Raw genomic sequence first — 14,955 nt, 5'->3', positions numbered from 1 at the left:
CGGCCTTGTCTCCGTTCGTGGTGAGCCGGGCCTTCATTGAGCTGGGCCGTGGGCGATAAGTGTTGGGGCCCGAGTCGAACCACGGCCCTGGCGCTGAGGCCCGGTCCCTCGACTGGCGTCCCCGACCTTTGCTGGTGTTGGCATCTGGCGTGCACGGACGCCGCTCGGGACGAACGGTGGGAGGTCGGCGCTGAGGATTGGCCCCTCGACTGGCGTCCCCCGGCCTTTGCTGGTGTTGGCATCCGATGCGCACGGACGCCACTGAGCTTAGGTTCTGCGACGCGCGCTAGTCTTCGAGCTGCTGCTTGCCGATCTTGAATATCTTGCGCATCAACGGGCGCCCAGCCAGGTAGAGGAACACCGGGGCGCCTGCGATGAGATAGAAGTAGTAGGTCACTGCGCGCCAGATCAAAATCGCCGCCGCTGCGGCATGTTGGCCGACGATCGGTGTCAGCATCGCCAGCGAGCTCAGCTCGGCGCCGCCGGCGCCGCCGGGTAGCAGGGTGAGCTGGCCGGCGGCCATCGATAGCATCTGCACCAGGAAGGTCCATCCCCAGTCGAGGTGGCGGCCGAGTCCGTAGAGCGCGAAGTAGAGCACGCTGTAGCGCACGATCCAGTGCAGTACGCCGAAGAAGAACGCGGCGAGCAGCAGGTGGCGCGGCATCTTCAGCGTTTCGGCCAGCGCGTTGCGGAAGACCAATAGCCGCCGCATCAGCCTCGCTCTGCGGTCGTGGCGGATCCGGAGCCTGAGCAGCAGGCCGGCGATGGCGCGGATAGCTCGCGCGTGATAGCGACCGATCAGCAGGATCAGCGCCAGCCCCGTCGCCATCAGGATCATCGGCATGCCGAGCATCCAGCCAAGGCGCACGTCGATGGCGCGAATCGCGATGTAGATCAAAAGCGCGGCCATCGAGGTGAAGAAGAACAACAGGTCGATCATCTGGTCGACTGCGTAGACCGCGGTGGTCTGGGCCGGGCGCATGCCGCGCTGCTTCATCAGCGCGATCAGGGTGAGCGGGCCGCCGGCGCCGCCGGGAGTGGCGCAGATCGCGAACTCGGTCGCCATCACTACGCCCATCGCTTGGCGGTGGGTGAGGTGGCCCGAGCGGCCGGCAAGCAGCACCTTGAGCTTGGCGGCGTTGAGGTACCAGCAGGCGAAGATCATCGCGATCATCAGCGCCAGCAGCAGCGGCGGGAAGTCCGCCAGCTGCCGCCATAGCTCGCCGCCGCCGAGCAGCAGCGGGATGCTGATCACCAGGACGAGGCCTGCGAGCAGGAGCCAGACAGTGCGATGCATGCGAAACCTATTGGGGGCGTAGTGGGGAAGAGCGCGGGTTCGAGCGCTCGCTTCGCTCGAACCAGTCGCGCTTGGTCTCGGCGCGGTAGCCTTGGCCCAGCAGGCGCTCGATGCAGCGATACCAGTACTCGCGCGAGGCATCGAAGCGCATGTCGATCGGATGGAGTCCGAGACGGAAGGTCTCGAGCCTGCGATAGCGATGGCGAGAACATTCGTTGACCACCAGCGACATCGCACGGCGCCAGCGGGCCCTGGCGCTCCATACCAGCGTAGGCACCCGGTGGGCGGTGAACGACGGCAGGTCGATGAGATGCCCTGGGTCACTGGTATAGCGTAGCGGAAGTTGAGCCAGCGCCTTGCGTGTGCCGGGGCTCATCAGCCAGGCCGGGGCGACGAAGCCGTGCAGCGGCCAGCCTCGGCGGGCGAAGAGCTCGAGCCCTTGCTCGATCCGCGCCCGCGCTTGGTCTTCTTCGAGAGCATAGAACTCCCCCTCGACGGTATAGAAGCGCCGCATCAGGTAGTCGCGCAGGTTCTTGGGCGCGGGCCCTTCGTCGCAATGGTAGAACCCGTGTAGCACCAGCTCATCGCCGAGCTCGAGACGCCGCTCCAGCAGGGCGAGGAAGGCCGGGTCGTCGAAGGTCGCGCTGCGATGATGGAAATCCGGCACCACCAGCCAGCTCATCCGTACCTGGCCGAGGGCGTCCATGCGCTCGACGAAAGGCCGGTAGTCGGGCCAGGTCGCCGGGGCGATGTCGTGCAGCGCGACGATGAAGCTCTGACTCGCGTTGGCCTCGCTCATTCGACCGCCGCCTCGTGCGCCGCGGCGGGGGCGGTCACGCCGAGCGCGTCCCGATAGTGTTCGACCACGCCTTCCACCACCGCGTCCCAGCCGTGGTAGCGCTCGACCTGGCTTCTGGCGCGGCGTCCGAGGCGTCGAACGTCTTCCTCGAACAGCTCCCGAGTGGCGCGCGCCATGTCCAGGGGATCCAGCGGATTGCACAGTCGCCCGAAGCGCTCGTCGACGTTCTCTTCCAGCGCGCCGGCGCGGGCCACTACCACCGGGAGGCCGCTGGACATCGCTTCGAGCACCACCAGGCCGAAGGTCTCGTGGGTACCGGCGTGGAGCAGGGCGTCCGCGCTGGCGAACAGCCTGGCCAGCTCGGACTGGGGCACGAAGCGATCGACCACGCTGACGTTGTCCGGTACCTGGGTCGGCATGTGCGAGCCGACCATCAGCAGGTGATAGGGCGCACCGAGCAGTTTCATCGTCTCGATCAGGATCGGCAGGTTCTTCTCCTGCGAGCCTCGACCGGCGAATACCAGCAGCCGGGTATCGTCGGCAAGCCCCAGCGAGCGTTTCACCTCCGGATCGCGGCGGTCGGGGTGATAGAGCGTGGAGTCGACCCCGAGCGGCTGGACGTGCACGCGTTCGACGCCCATCCCGATGAGCTTGTCGGCCATCACCCTGCTCGGCGCGAGCACTCGCTCGTAGTGGCCGTAGAGCCGGCGGACGTAGCTTTCGAGGCGGTGGCGCGCGAACATACCGAAGCGGCTGCCAAGCATCTCCGGCAGGTCGGAGTGGTAGAAGCCGATCACCGGGATGTCGAGCTCGCGCCCCGCATCGATCGCCGCCCAGCCGGTGACGTAAGGGTCGCCCGCTTCGATCAGCGAGGGCTTCAACTCGCGCAGCGCAGCGCACCACAGCTTGCGCCGCAGCGGGAAACGATAGCCGTTGCTGAACGGCAGCGGCGGCGCGGGAATGCGGATCACGCTGGGATCGGTCTCGGCCGGACCAACCGTGCGCGGCACCAGCAGGGTATGACGCATGCCTGGTAGACGCTTGATTCTGAGGCGCTTGGCCTCTAGGTAGGTGCGCACCCCACCGCTGGATGGGGCGTAGAACATGGTCATGTCGGCAATGTGCACGCTGCCGCTACCTCCTCTCGACGCCTCGGACTCCGCTCGCGCCGCTGACTTGAAGTATGATGCCTTGCCCCGCGTCGGGTGCCGCCAGGCTCCCGGTGGGAGGCTTCTCGACGCTCGATCCGCGGGGCCGAGCTGAATGGATTATAAAGCCTCGGCCAGGGTTCGTCAGACGCGCGCGCCCAGGCTTGGCAAGAATGGACCCGTAACTATGGTGTATGTGCTGACAAGTGCCGCTGTACTGCTGCTGCTCGCCACCTGCCTGCCGTGGCTGCGCTTGACCCATTGGACGGTGAGGATCTTCGATTTTCCGCGCTTGCAGATCGCCACGCTCGCGGGCTGCCTGCTCTTGGTCGCGCTGATCGATCTTGCCGCGGCCGGTGACGGCGGCTGGCAGCTCCCGGTGATCCTGGTCGCGCTGGGGGTGTGCATCGCGCAGGGCATGTTGATGTACCCCTACACCCGTTTCGCCCGCCGCCAGATGCTCGATGTCGAGGAGCTGGATCCGGCGCGCCGACTGACCCTGCTCAATGCCAACGTGCTGATGACCAATCGCAACAGCGGCGCGCTGATCGACATGGTCCGGCGTCGCCAGCCGGATCTGCTGGTGACGCTCGAGAGCGATGCCTGGTGGCAGGCCGAGCTCGACCGCGCCTTCGGCGATGACTATCCACATCGGGTCGCGGTGCCGCTCGACAACCTCTACGGCATGCATCTCTACTCGCGGCGTCCGCTGATCCGACCCCGGGTACGCTGGCTGATCCAGGATGACATTCCCTCGATTCTCACTCAGGTCGAACTCGAAAGCGGCGAGCGAGTGACGCTGTTCGTGCTGCATCCCAGGCCGCCGAGCCCGACCGAGAGCGAGGAGTCGCTGTGGCGCGATGCCGAGCTGCTGCTGGTCGCCCAGGAGATCGCCGCGGAGCATTGCCACTGCCTGCTGGTCGGCGATCTCAACGATGTCGCCTGGTCGCGGACCACGAGGCTCTTCTCCAACGTAAGCGGCCTGCTCGACCCGCGGCGCGGGCGCGGTGCCTTCGCTACCTTCCACGCCCACTGGCCGATGCTGCGCTGGCCGCTCGACCATCTCTTCGCCAGCCGCGAGTTTCGCCTCGCCGAGATCGAGCGAATGGGCGACATCGGCTCCGATCATTTCCCGCTCTTCGTCTCGCTGGTCTATGCGCCGCAGGACAAGGCGCAGCAGCCGAGGCCGACCGCCAACGCAGAGGAGATCGAAGAGGCGCAGCGCACCGTCGCCGAGGCCCAGGCCCAGGCCCAGGCGCAGGACGTCCCCAAGGGAACGCCCGCCGCGGGCTGAGAAGAACGGAGTCAGGAGGCGGGGCGACCGATCAGCGAACGGGTCTCTTCGCGGGCTTCGCTGAGCACCACCTCAATGATGTCGCCGAGGCGATAGCGCTTCTCGCCACGCACCGAGACCACGCCTTCCTTGTCGTCGATCACCAGCGCTTCACGGTCGGCCTCGAGGGTCGAGGCGGGGACGAACACCGACGCGCCGTTGTCGTTCAGCCGTACCCGCAGGCCGCCGCGGCGGATATCGACGATCTCGGCCTCGAAGCGCTGGCCGCTGCCCACCGCGGGCGCCAGATGGCGCACGTAGAGCCAGTCCTTGACGTCGCGCTCGGCCATGCGGTTGAGCTTGCGCCGCTCGGAGAGATGGGCGGTGAGGGTCTCGCTGGCGCTTGCGGGGCGCGCCTGCGCGAGCAGCAGCGCCTTGATCAGCCGATGGTTGATCATGTCGCCGTACTTGCGGATTGGTGAGGTCCAGGTGGCGTAGGCGGGCAGCCCCATGCCGAAATGCGGGCCCGGCGCCGCGGTCATCGCGGTGTAGCCCTGGAAGCGGCGTAGCCGCGCCTCGAGCCAGGCGTCGTCGCGCTCGTCGAGCTGGTAGCGCAGCGCGCGCCAGGCGTCGAGATCAGTGAGCTGTTCGCGGCTCGCCTCGATCGACTGATCGGCGAGGAAGGCTAGCGCTTGGTCGAGCTTCTCCGCGGCGAAGCCAAGATGAACGTTGAAGATGCCGTGGCCGACTTCTTCGCCGAGCAGCCGCGCGCAGCAGACGTTGGCGGCGATCATCGACTCCTCGACCATGCGGTTGGCGATCCGCCGAGGCTCGGTGCGCACCGCCAGCACGCGGCCCTCGGCGTCGAGCTCGAAGGCGTAGTCGGGGCGGTCCTTGAACACGATCGCATTGCGTGACCGCCAGGCGCTGCGCGCCTCGGTGAAGTCGGCGAGCTGGCGCAGCTGCTCTTCCCCGCGGGGGAAGGAGGGCTGCCATTCGCCCTTGCCCTCGATCCAGTCGGAGACGTCGTCATAGGCGAGCTGGGCGTGGGAGCGCACTTCGGCCGCGTAGAAACGGTAATCGAGCAGCTCGCCATCGGCTGCGACCTCGAGGGTGCAGGCCAGCGCCGCGCGGGTCTCGTTCTCGCGCAGCGAGCAGAGATCGTCGGCGAGCCGCTCGGGCAGCATGGTGACGTTCTGTCCCGGCAGGTAGACGGTGAAGGCGCGCCGCCGTGCTTCCTGGTCCACCGGGTCATCCTCGGCGACGTAAGCGGTCGGGTCGGCGATCGCGACCCGCAGCCGCCAGCCGCCTTGCTCGCGTGCCTCGATGTGCAGCGCATCGTCCATGTCGCGGGTGGTGCGGCTGTCGATGGTGAAAAACGGCAGGGCGGTGAGGTCTTCACGCTCGAGCCCTTCATCGCGCAGGCTGCACTCCGAGCCGTCGACCGGGGAGGCATACTCCAGCGCATGCCGCGCCAGGGTCACGCGCCAGGGTACGTTGGGCTGGTCGTGACGGCTGATCAATTCCTCGATCTGGACCAGGAACGAACGATCGTCGGGACGCAGCGGATGGCGCAGCAGCCGCGCCACTACCCAGTCGCCTTCCTCGAGCCCCGCCTCGTCGATGCCGCGCTTGGCGCGGGCATTGAGCGCGAGATTGATCGAGGGATGGTCCGGCACCACGCCGAGACGGCCGTCGCGGCGACGCACCCGGCCGATGAAGCGCTCGAGGGAGGGCTCGACCAGGGCTTCCGGTTCGACGCTCTTCTTCTCGCCCTGGACATGGACGACCGCTTCGACGCGGTCGCCGTGGATCACCTTCTTCATCATCGGCGGGGGGACGAAGTAGGACTGTCCGTCCTCGGCCTCGAGAAAGCCGAAGCCTTTGTCGGTGGCCTTGACGACACCGGTAACGCGGGGCGTCTCGGCATGGAGCTGCTGCTTCAGCTGAGCGAGGAGAGGGTTGTTCGAGAGCATCGGATCATGTCGGTTGGCGAGTCGAGGGGCACACTATAAGGACTCGCCAACCGAGGGGAAAGGGTGAGGGCGGAAAAGACCATTCGGGTATTTGATTGGTATCGTCCTGGCGTTGCCTTGGTACCATGATCGATGAGACGCCGCAGGGCTGCCCGCGGCGCTGGCCGCGACCCGGTGCCGCAGCGATGATTATTACGATGTCGTCGTCGTGCCGAGCGGCCGAGGCGATTGGACCGGGACGAACGCAGGAGCGTGCATGCGACTTCAAGGCCATATCCTTACCCCCGAGGGCTGGTGTCTCGGCCAGCTCGAGTGCGACGCCGGACGGATCCTCTCGATCACCCCCGACGCCAGCCTCGACCCCCGGCAGAGCCCTTGGCTGCTGCCCGGCTTCATCGACCTGCACGTGCACGGCGGCGGGGGGCTGGATGCGATGCAGGCTGGTGAGGCGGCGGCGGTGCTCGCGCGCACCCATGCTCGCTTCGGCACCACCAGCCTGCTGGTCACCACCATGACCGCGGCCGAGGAGGAGCTGCTCGAGGCGCTCGCCGCGGTGAGCCGGGCGATCGAGTCTCCAGAGCCCGGGCGGGCCGAGATTCTCGGCGTCCACCTCGAAGGACCGTTCATCAACCCGGCGATGCTCGGTGCCCAGCCGCCCCGGGCGCGCGCCGGCACGATCGAGGCGATCGAGCGCTATCGGGCGCTGGCGCCGATCCGGCTGGTGACGCTGGCGCCGGAGATCGAAGGCCACCGGGCGCTGATCGAGCACCTGCGCGACGCCGGCATCCGGGTCCAGATCGGCCACACCTGTGCAAGCTATCGGCTCTGCGTCGAGGCGCTCGGCTGGGGCGTCAGCGGTTTCACCCATCTCTACAATGCGATGACACCGCTGCACCATCGCAGCGCCGGCGCGGTCGGCGCGGCGCTGGCGCATGCCGACTTCTGCGAGGTGATCCCCGATCTGGTCCATGTCGAGGAGGGCGCGATGCGTGTCGCGATGCGCGCGATCCCGCGTCTTTACGCGGTCACCGACGCCACCGCCGCCGCCGGAATGCCGGATGGCCAGTACAAGCTCGGCGAACACGATGTCTACAAACACAGCGGCGCGGTACGGCTCGCCAACGGCACCCTGGCCGGCAGCACCCTGACCATGGACCAGGCGCTGCGCAACTTCATGAGCCTCGGCGAGTCGCTGGCCCGCGCCTCGCTGCGGCTATCCACCTGGCCCGCCGACTATCTCGGGCTCGACGACCGCGGCCGCCTCGCGCCGGGCCTGCGCGCCGACCTCGTGGTGCTCGACGAGACCTACGCACTGCGCGAGGTCTACGTTGGCGGCGAGCGCGTGCCCTCGATTACTGATCATTACTGACGACGACATCCCGACGCCCTGTTCCAGACATCAAGGAGTGCACCCATGTCCCGCGCGGAGATAGTCCTGCAGGCCCCTTGCGATGCCCTCGTGGTGCCCCTCGAGCAGGTGCCGGATCCGGTCTTCGCCGGCGGCCAGCTCGGCCCGGGGCTCGCCATCGAGCCGCTCGGTCAGATGCTCCACGCCCCCTGCGGCGGCACCGTGGTGATGTGTGCGACCACCCGGCACGCGCTGACCCTGCGCCTTGGCGACGACCCGGACGCACCCGAACTGCTGCTTCATCTCGGGCTCGATACCGTCGCGCTTGAAGGACGCGGTATCGAGGCGCTGGTCGCGGTGGGCCAGCGGGTCGAGGCGGGCGCGCCGCTGCTGCGCTTCGATGCCGACCTGTTGGCCCGCGAGGCGACCAGCCTGGTCACGCCGCTGGTGTTCATCGCCGGCGCTCAGCTGGGTATCGAGGCGCAGGCCTCGGGTCGAGTGATGCAGGGCGAGAGGTTGGCGCGCTTGAGCTTCGCCGCCGCCGCTGCGCGCAGTGGTGCGTCAGCTGGGCCGCGCTTCGAAGCGAGCGCCACGGTCGCGCTCGAGGCCGGGCTGCACGCGCGCCCGGCGGCGAGACTCAAGGCGATCGGCGAGCGCCATGCCAGCCGACTGACCTTTGCCCTCGATGGCGCCGAGGCCGAGGCGGGCAGGCTCACCGCGATGCTCGGCCTGGGGATCGGGTTCGGCAGCCGGGTGGCGGTGCGCGCCGAGGGCGGCGATGCCGCGGCGGCGCTGGGGGAGGCGATCGCGCTGCTCGAGACCGCCGAAGGTTCGCGCTCGCCCAGCGCCGCCGGGAGCGACGCCGGCACCTTGGGCCTCTCGGATGCGACCGATGCCGAGGGTGTACTGCGCGGTGTTCCCGCCAGCAGCGGCGTGGCGGTTGCACCTTTGGTGCGTCTGCGCGCGCTGCGGATAGAGGTCGCACGTATTGGCGCGGGAGCAGAGCAGGAGCTGGCGCGATTCGATCGCGCGCTGGATGAGCTGCGCACGCAGCTGGGTGACGATCGGGCCCGGGCGATGCGGGAGGAGGATGCTCAGATTCTCGCCGCCCACCTCGAATGGCTCGACGACCCGGAGCTGGCCGAGCGCACCGTCGCCGGGATCGAGCGCGGCGAGAGCGCGGGTTTCGCCTGGCGCGAGACCCTCGATGCACAGATCGCCCAGCTCGAGCGCGCCGAAAGCGCGCTGATCCGAAGCCGCGCCGGCGACCTGCGCGATCTCGAGCAGCGCCTGCTGGCGCTGCTCGAAGGGGTCGAGTCCTCCGTGGCGGTGCCGTGCGGTGCGATCCTGGTCGCCGACGACCTGACCCCCTCGCAGCTGATCCAGCTCGACAGCGCCGAGCCCAAGGGACTGTGCCTGGCTGCGGGCGGTGCGACCTCGCACGTGGCGATCCTCGCGCGCGCCCGTGGCCTGCCCTGCCTGGTCGGCATGGGCCAGGCGCTGGATGAGGCGCTCGATGACGAAACGCTGCAAGGAGAGAACCTGGCGGTGCTGGATGCCGAGCTCGGCACCCTCGAGCTGCGCCCGGGGCCTCAGCGGCTGGCCGAGGCCCAGCGCCGGCTCGATAGCCTCGCCCGCGAGCACGCCGAGGCGTTCGATGCCGCTGCGAGCGAGGCCCGCACCCGCGACGGTGTGCTGATCGAGGTGGCGGCGAACATCGGCCACCCGGTCGAAGCCGAGGCGGCGTTTGCCCAGGGCGCCGACGGCATCGGGCTCTTTCGCAGCGAGTTTCTGTTTCTCGACCGCCCGGTCGCGCCCGACCGCGAGCGTCAGCGGGCCGACTACCAGGCCGCGCTGGAGGCGATGCAGGGCAGGCCGGTGATCATTCGCACCCTCGATATCGGCGCCGACAAGCAGCTCGACTACCTGGCGCTCGGCCAGACGCCCAACCCGGCGCTGGGCATGCGCGGGGTGCGATTGATCGAGGATCATCAGGCACTGCTCGTCGACCAGCTGCGCGCACTGCTCGAGTGTCGCCCACCGGCGGGGAAGGGCGGACTCAGGATCATGCTGCCGATGGTCACCGACCTGGCCGATGTCAGGCGGGTGCGCGAACGGATCGATGCGCTGGTCGATGAGCTCGGGCTTGCCGGGGATGCGGACTTCGTCGCCCCGGCGCTGGGGGTGATGATCGAGGTGCCGGCGGCGGCGCTGTGTGCGGCGAGCCTCGCTCGCGAGGTCGATTTCTTCTCGATCGGCACCAACGACCTGACCCAGTACACCCTGGCGATGGACCGTGAGGCGCCTGGGCTCGCTGCGCGTATGGATGCGCTCCACCCCGCGGTGCTGCGGCTGGTCAGGCTCTGCGTCGAGGGCGCTGCGCGCTATGGCCGCAAGGTCGGGGTGTGCGGTGCGGCAGCGGGGGACGAGATCGCCGCGGCGGCGCTGATCGCGCTCGGCGTCGACGAGCTGTCGGTGGAGCCTGCTCGGGTGCCCGCGATCAAGGCCTGGGTGCGGCGGCTCGACCGCGCGCGGCTGGCCGCGGGTATCGACGAGGCCCTGGCGCTCGACGACGCCGCCCAGGTGCGCAGCTGGCTGGCGCGCTCGATCACAACCAACCCATGACCACACCGGAGGGGCCCATGGCCGTCGCCAGTCGCTTCAAACCGATGGAACGCATCCAACTGCTCGGCCGCTCGCTGATGCTGCCGATCGCGGTACTGCCGATCGCCGGCATCCTGCTGCGTATCGGCCAGCCCGATCTGCTCGATATCGCGGTGATATCCGCCGCCGGCGGGGCGATCTTCGACAACCTGCCGCTGGTCTTCGCGATCGGCGTGGCGGTGGGCATCGCCCACGACAACCATGGCGCCTCGGGGCTCGCCGGGGTGGTCGGCTATCTGATCCTGCAGGCGGTGCTCGAGGCGATCGATCCCGAGATCAACATGGGCGTGCTCGGCGGCATCCTGATCGGGATCACCGCGGGGGCCTGGTACAACCGGTGCGGCGACATCAAGCTGCCGGACTACCTGGCGTTCTTCGGCGGCCGGCGGTTCGTGCCGATCGCCACCGGGGTCAGCGCGGTGGTGCTCGGCTACCTGTTCGGCTACCTCTGGCCGCCGGTGCAGAACGGGCTCGACGCGCTCGGCGGTGGGCTGATCGCCTCCGGTGAGGTTGGGCTTTTCTTCTACGGGGTGCTCAACCGGATCCTGATCGTCACCGGGCTGCACCATGTGATCAACAACTTCGTCTGGTTCCAGTTCGGCGACTACAACGGCGTGCATGGCGACCTGGCCCGGTTCTTCGCCGGCGACCCCACCGCGGGCGGCTTCATGGCCGGGTTCTTTCCGGTGATGATGTTCGGCCTGCCGGCGGCGGCGCTGGCGATGTACCACTCGGCGCTTCCCGGCCGTCGCGCCCAGGTCGGCGGCCTGCTGCTGTCGCTGGCGCTGACCGCCTTCCTCACCGGGGTCACCGAGCCGCTCGAATTCTCGTTCATGTTCCTGTCGCCCTTGCTCTATGGCATCCATGCGCTGCTCACCGGGGTGTCGCTCGCGCTGATGAACTGGCTCGGGGTCAAGCTCGGCTTCACCTTCTCCGCCGGGGCCTTCGACTACGCGCTCTCCTATGGGCTTTCGACCCGCGGCTGGCTGCTGCTGCCGGTAGGGGCGGTCTACTTCGCGCTCTACTACTTCATCTTCCGCTGGGCGATCTCGCGGTTCGATCTCAAGGTGCCGGGGCGCGACGACGCGCCGGCCGAGGCCAGCGCAGGTGCGGCCAGGGCTGAGGGCGGCCGGGGAGGCGCCTTCGTCACCGCCCTGGGCGGCGCCGGCAACGTCCAATCGGTAGGCGCCTGCACCACCAGGCTGAGACTGGTGGTCGAGGACCAGGAGAGCGTCGACGAGGCCAGTTTGCGGGGGCTCGGCGCTCGCGGCGTGCTCAAGCTGCGAGGCGGCAATCTGCAGGTGGTGCTCGGCCCGATCGCCGACGGCGTTGCCGATGAGATTCGCGCCTCGCTCGCCGCCGGCGGCCCGCGTGCGGCGACGGCGTCGCAGCGGCCTGGCGTAGCGCAGGCGCCGTGCGAACGACAGGGAGAGGAGCTCGACCCGGCCACGCGTGATCGCTGGCTGCACGCGTTCGGCGGTGCCGCCAACCTTTTGCGCGTCGAAGCGCTTGCGCTCACCCGACTGCGACTGGCGCTGGTCGATATCGATGCGCTCGACGAGGCCGCCCTCGCGCAGCTCGGCGTGAGCGCGCTGCAGCGCTTAGACGGCGGGGTCTGTCACTTGGTATTCGCCGGGCCGGCGACGCCGTTCGCCGTCGCCGCGAGCCTGGGCGGCGATGATCGAGGGTAGCGCCCGAACAAGGAGATGAGCATGCAAGTCATCATTACCGCCAACGCAAGTGCCGCGGCCGCACATGCCGCCGATATCGTCGAGCGCACCCTGGCTGAGCTGGAGGCACCGGTATTCGGGCTCGCCACCGGCTCGACCCCGGTGGCGCTCTACCAGGCGCTGATCGAGCGCCACCGGCACCAGGGCCTGAGCTTCGCCAGGCTGACCACCTTCAACCTCGACGAGTACGTGGGGCTGCCGCCCGGGCATCCGCAGAGCTATCGCCATTTCATGCAGCGTGAACTGTTCGACCATGTGGATATAGACCCAGCCAATACCTTCCTCCCCGATGGAACGGGCGATCCGCTCGAGGCGGGCAGCGCCTACGAGGCACTGATCGAGGATCATGGCGGCATCGACCTGCAAGTGCTCGGGATCGGACGCAACGGGCACATCGGCTTCAACGAGCCGACCTCGAGCCTTGGCTCGCGTACCCGGGTCAAGACCCTGACCCGCGATACGCTCAAGGCCAACGCGCGCTTCTTCGCCCCGGATGAATTCCAGCCGAGCCTGGCGCTGACGATGGGGATCGCGACCATCCTCGAGGCCCGCTCGATCCTCTTGATCGCCACCGGCGAAGCCAAGGCAGAGGCGGTGGCGCGCTGCGTCGAGGGGCCGCTCAGCGCGCTGGTCCCGGCCTCCGCGCTGCAGCTCCACCCCAAGGTGACGGTGATCGTCGACCCGGCCGCCGCCGAGCGGCTCGAGCTTCGCGACTACTACGAGTTCGCCGCTGCGCACCAGCGCCAGCTGCATCGGGCGACGCCAGGAGAAACACCGTGAGGGTAGTGATCGGCATTGACGGCGGCGGCAGCGGCACACGGCTGCTGGCACGCGACAGGAGCGGTCGCACGGTGTCGCTGGAGGGCGGCCCCAGCGGACTCTCGCTCGGCATCGAACGCGCCTGGGCGACGCTCGAAGGACTAATCGAACAGGCGCACCGAGCGCTCGGTGTCGAGCTCGACTTCGGGCGGGTGTCGCTGTGCCTCGGTCTCGCCGGGGTGAACCAGCCGCAATGGCGTGCCCAGCTCTTGGCGCTGGTGCCCGAGGCGACCCGGGTGCGGCTTGAGAGCGACGCCTATACCACCCTGATCGGCGCTCACCGCGGAAGCGCTGGAGCGATCATCGCGCTCGGTACCGGCAGCGTCGGCGAGGCGCTTCTGAGCGACGGCCGGCGCATCGAGGTGGGCGGCTATGGCTTCCCCTCCGGCGACGATGCCAGCGGCGCCTGGTTCGGGCTGCGCGCGACGCTGCACCTGCAGCGGGTGCTCGATCGGCGCGCAGCGAGTGACGACTTCTCCCGCGCGCTCGCCGAACGCCTCGGCGTCGATCGGCGCCAGGCGCTGATCGAATGGCTGACCAAGGCCGACCAGACCGCCTACGCGGAGCTTGCGCCAGTGGTGCTCGCTCATCCCGAGCATCCAATGGTGAGCGCGCTGATCATCGAGGCAGAGCAGGAGCTCCAGCGCATGCTCGATGCGCTGTGCGGTTCGGAGCCCACGCTGCCGGTAGCGCTCTGCGGCGGCTTCGCCAAGGCGCTCAGCGAGCATCTCGCGCCCGAACTGCGGGCGCGATTTTCGAGCCCGCAGGAGAGCGCGGTGGCGGGTGCGCTGCGCTTGGCCTCGGCACTTACCGATACCGGGCATTAGCCGGGTATCATGTCGCCGCAGTTGCTATCCTGGGACGCTGGTTCTTCCCATCGTCCGACTGCGAGTATCCATGAACATCGACGCCCTGATCGTCAGTGACCTCGACAACACGCTGCTCAACACCGACCATCGCCTCGATCCGCTCACCATCGAGACCTTCCAGGAGATGGAGCGCCGCGGGGCGGTGCTTGCGATCGCATCGGGTCGTCACTACCGCGACATCAGAGCGGTACGCGAGCAGCTCGGCGTCGAGGCCTACATCATCAGCACCAACGGCGCGCATCTCTACGATCCACGGGACCAGCTGGTCTCCGAGCGGCTGCTGCCCGCTGCGCTGGTCCACGACCTCACCCTGCTCGACAAGCCCGACAGCGTACGGCTCAACGTCTATACCGGCAGTGGCTGGCTGATCGACGCTCCCGACCAGCGGCTGCTGGCTTTCCACCACAGCACCGGCTTCGTCTACGAAGTCGACCCCGCGCTGCGCGGCAAGGCCCGCGATGACGTCGGCAAGGTGCTGTTCATCGGCGATCCCAGCGAACTGGCACCGATCGAACGCGAAATACGCGAACGCTTCGGCGGGCAGGTTCACGTCACCTATTCACTGCCGGATTCGCTCGAAGTGATGGCCCGCGACGTCAACAAAGGGCGCGCGCTCGGAGTGCTGCTCGAGATTCTCGGCATGACCCCGGCGCAGTGCGTCGCCTTCGGCGACAACCTGAACGATGTCGAGATGCTCGAACTCGCCGAAGGTGCCTGCGTGATGGAAAACGCCAACCCGCTGCTGTTCGAAGCCTTGCCCCACGCCAAGGTGATCGGCCACCACGACCAGGCCGGTGTGGCCAGGGAGCTGCGCAGTCGCTTCGCGCTGGATTGAAGGCACGCCCACCCCATTCATAGTGAGGAGCGAGCGTCTCGAACCACGGCCTTACCGCCGCCGCCCGATCCCTCGACTGGCGCCCCCATTGCCGAGCTGGAATTCGACCTTGGCGCATAGGGCGCCGCTCGGGACGAACGGGTGGGGTTGGCGCGAAGGACCAGCATACCGGCCGTTCGTGGTGAGCCGGGCCTCCG

11 protein-coding genes are annotated in these 14,955 nt (G+C 68.5%); 7 read left to right on the top strand and 4 right to left on the bottom strand.

The window, feature by feature from the left end; translation table 11 throughout:
- Positions 1-286 precede the first annotated feature (286 nt).
- The 3 genes from gpgF to gpgS are packed head-to-tail and all read right to left on the bottom strand — an operon-like array spanning position 287 to position 3,223.
- A complete protein-coding gene (gene gpgF / locus Q376_RS0120065) occupies positions 287-1,297 on the bottom strand; it encodes a glucosaminyl phosphatidylglycerol flippase (protein WP_027351803.1) in 1,011 nt (336 codons plus the stop codon).
- A 7-nt stretch (positions 1,298-1,304) separates the two neighbouring features.
- The gene (gene gpgD, locus Q376_RS0120060; RefSeq protein WP_027351802.1) at positions 1,305-2,096 is read right to left on the bottom strand and encodes an N-acetylglucosaminyl phosphatidylglycerol deacetylase; all 792 of its coding nucleotides are present in this window, start codon (positions 2,094-2,096) and stop codon (positions 1,305-1,307) included.
- Positions 2,093-3,223: an N-acetylglucosaminyl phosphatidylglycerol synthase gene (gene gpgS, locus Q376_RS23745; RefSeq protein WP_043449108.1), complete on the bottom strand. Its 1,131-nt coding sequence runs from the start codon at positions 3,221-3,223 to the stop codon at positions 2,093-2,095. Before gpgS ends, gpgD begins: the two co-directional genes overlap by 4 nt.
- A 208-nt stretch (positions 3,224-3,431) precedes the next feature.
- On the opposite strand from gpgS, the gene Q376_RS23740 reads away from it, so the two are divergent.
- Positions 3,432-4,538, top strand: coding sequence for an endonuclease/exonuclease/phosphatase family protein (locus Q376_RS23740; protein WP_052365581.1), 1,107 nt, complete (start codon positions 3,432-3,434; stop codon positions 4,536-4,538).
- 11 nt (positions 4,539-4,549) lie between these two features.
- Here the strand turns inward: Q376_RS23740 and Q376_RS0120045 are convergent, their stop codons facing one another.
- Positions 4,550-6,493 (bottom strand): exoribonuclease II, encoded by a 1,944-nt coding sequence (locus tag Q376_RS0120045; RefSeq protein WP_027351801.1) that lies wholly within the window; start codon positions 6,491-6,493, stop codon positions 4,550-4,552.
- Positions 6,494-6,749: 256 nt separating this feature from the next.
- On the opposite strand from Q376_RS0120045, the gene nagA reads away from it, so the two are divergent.
- The 6 genes from nagA to Q376_RS0120015 all read left to right on the top strand — a co-directional run bounded on the left by nagA (position 6,750) and on the right by Q376_RS0120015 (position 14,758).
- On the top strand, positions 6,750-7,862 hold the full coding sequence (gene nagA / locus Q376_RS0120040) for an N-acetylglucosamine-6-phosphate deacetylase (RefSeq protein ID WP_027351800.1): 1,113 nt from the start codon (positions 6,750-6,752) through the stop codon (positions 7,860-7,862).
- A 45-nt stretch (positions 7,863-7,907) separates the two neighbouring features.
- Positions 7,908-10,466 carry a phosphoenolpyruvate--protein phosphotransferase gene (ptsP, locus tag Q376_RS0120035; protein ID WP_027351799.1) on the top strand — a complete coding sequence of 853 codons (2,559 nt, stop codon included), beginning with the start codon at positions 7,908-7,910 and terminating at the stop codon, positions 10,464-10,466.
- 17 nt (positions 10,467-10,483) lie between these two features.
- Complete coding sequence (nagE, locus tag Q376_RS0120030) at positions 10,484-12,196, top strand: N-acetylglucosamine-specific PTS transporter subunit IIBC (protein WP_155834418.1); 1,713 nt, start codon at positions 10,484-10,486, stop codon at positions 12,194-12,196.
- A gap of 21 nt (positions 12,197-12,217) precedes the next feature.
- Entirely contained in the window at positions 12,218-13,015 is a 798-nt protein-coding gene (gene nagB / locus Q376_RS0120025) for a glucosamine-6-phosphate deaminase (RefSeq protein ID WP_027351797.1), read from the top strand.
- Positions 13,012-13,881 (top strand): glucosamine kinase nucleotide-binding domain-containing protein, encoded by an 870-nt coding sequence (locus tag Q376_RS0120020; RefSeq protein WP_027351796.1) that lies wholly within the window; start codon positions 13,012-13,014, stop codon positions 13,879-13,881. The genes nagB and Q376_RS0120020 overlap by 4 nt, the downstream gene beginning before the upstream one ends.
- A 70-nt stretch (positions 13,882-13,951) precedes the next feature.
- Positions 13,952-14,758, top strand: a complete 807-nt coding sequence (locus Q376_RS0120015; RefSeq protein WP_043449104.1) for a Cof-type HAD-IIB family hydrolase — start codon at positions 13,952-13,954, stop codon at positions 14,756-14,758.
- Positions 14,759-14,955 lie beyond the last annotated feature (197 nt).

The organism is Halotalea alkalilenta DSM 17697 (assembly GCF_000621205.1).
Lineage (GTDB): Bacteria > Pseudomonadota > Gammaproteobacteria > Pseudomonadales > Halomonadaceae > Halotalea > Halotalea alkalilenta.
The sequence above is the reverse complement of the archived record's forward strand: the minus strand, read 5'-3'. Positions and strand labels throughout refer to the sequence as shown.

Bases quoted from the DNA above. Each gene is read 5' to 3' on its own strand.
- gpgD (WP_027351802.1), bottom strand. From the start codon at position 2,096: ATGAGCGAGGCCAACGCGAGTCAGAGCTTCATCGTCGCGCTGCACGAC.
- Q376_RS0120045 (WP_027351801.1), bottom strand. From the start codon at position 6,493: ATGCTCTCGAACAACCCTCTCCTCGCTCAGCTGAAGCAGCAGCTCCAT.
- nagA (WP_027351800.1), top strand. From the start codon at position 6,750: ATGCGACTTCAAGGCCATATCCTTACCCCCGAGGGCTGGTGTCTCGGC.
- nagE (WP_155834418.1), top strand. From the start codon at position 10,484: ATGGCCGTCGCCAGTCGCTTCAAACCGATGGAACGCATCCAACTGCTC.
- nagB (WP_027351797.1), top strand. From the start codon at position 12,218: ATGCAAGTCATCATTACCGCCAACGCAAGTGCCGCGGCCGCACATGCC.
- Q376_RS0120015 (WP_043449104.1), top strand. From the start codon at position 13,952: ATGAACATCGACGCCCTGATCGTCAGTGACCTCGACAACACGCTGCTC.
- Q376_RS23740 (WP_052365581.1), top strand. From the start codon at position 3,432: ATGGTGTATGTGCTGACAAGTGCCGCTGTACTGCTGCTGCTCGCCACC.
- ptsP (WP_027351799.1), top strand. From the start codon at position 7,908: ATGTCCCGCGCGGAGATAGTCCTGCAGGCCCCTTGCGATGCCCTCGTG.
- gpgF (WP_027351803.1), bottom strand. From the start codon at position 1,297: ATGCATCGCACTGTCTGGCTCCTGCTCGCAGGCCTCGTCCTGGTGATC.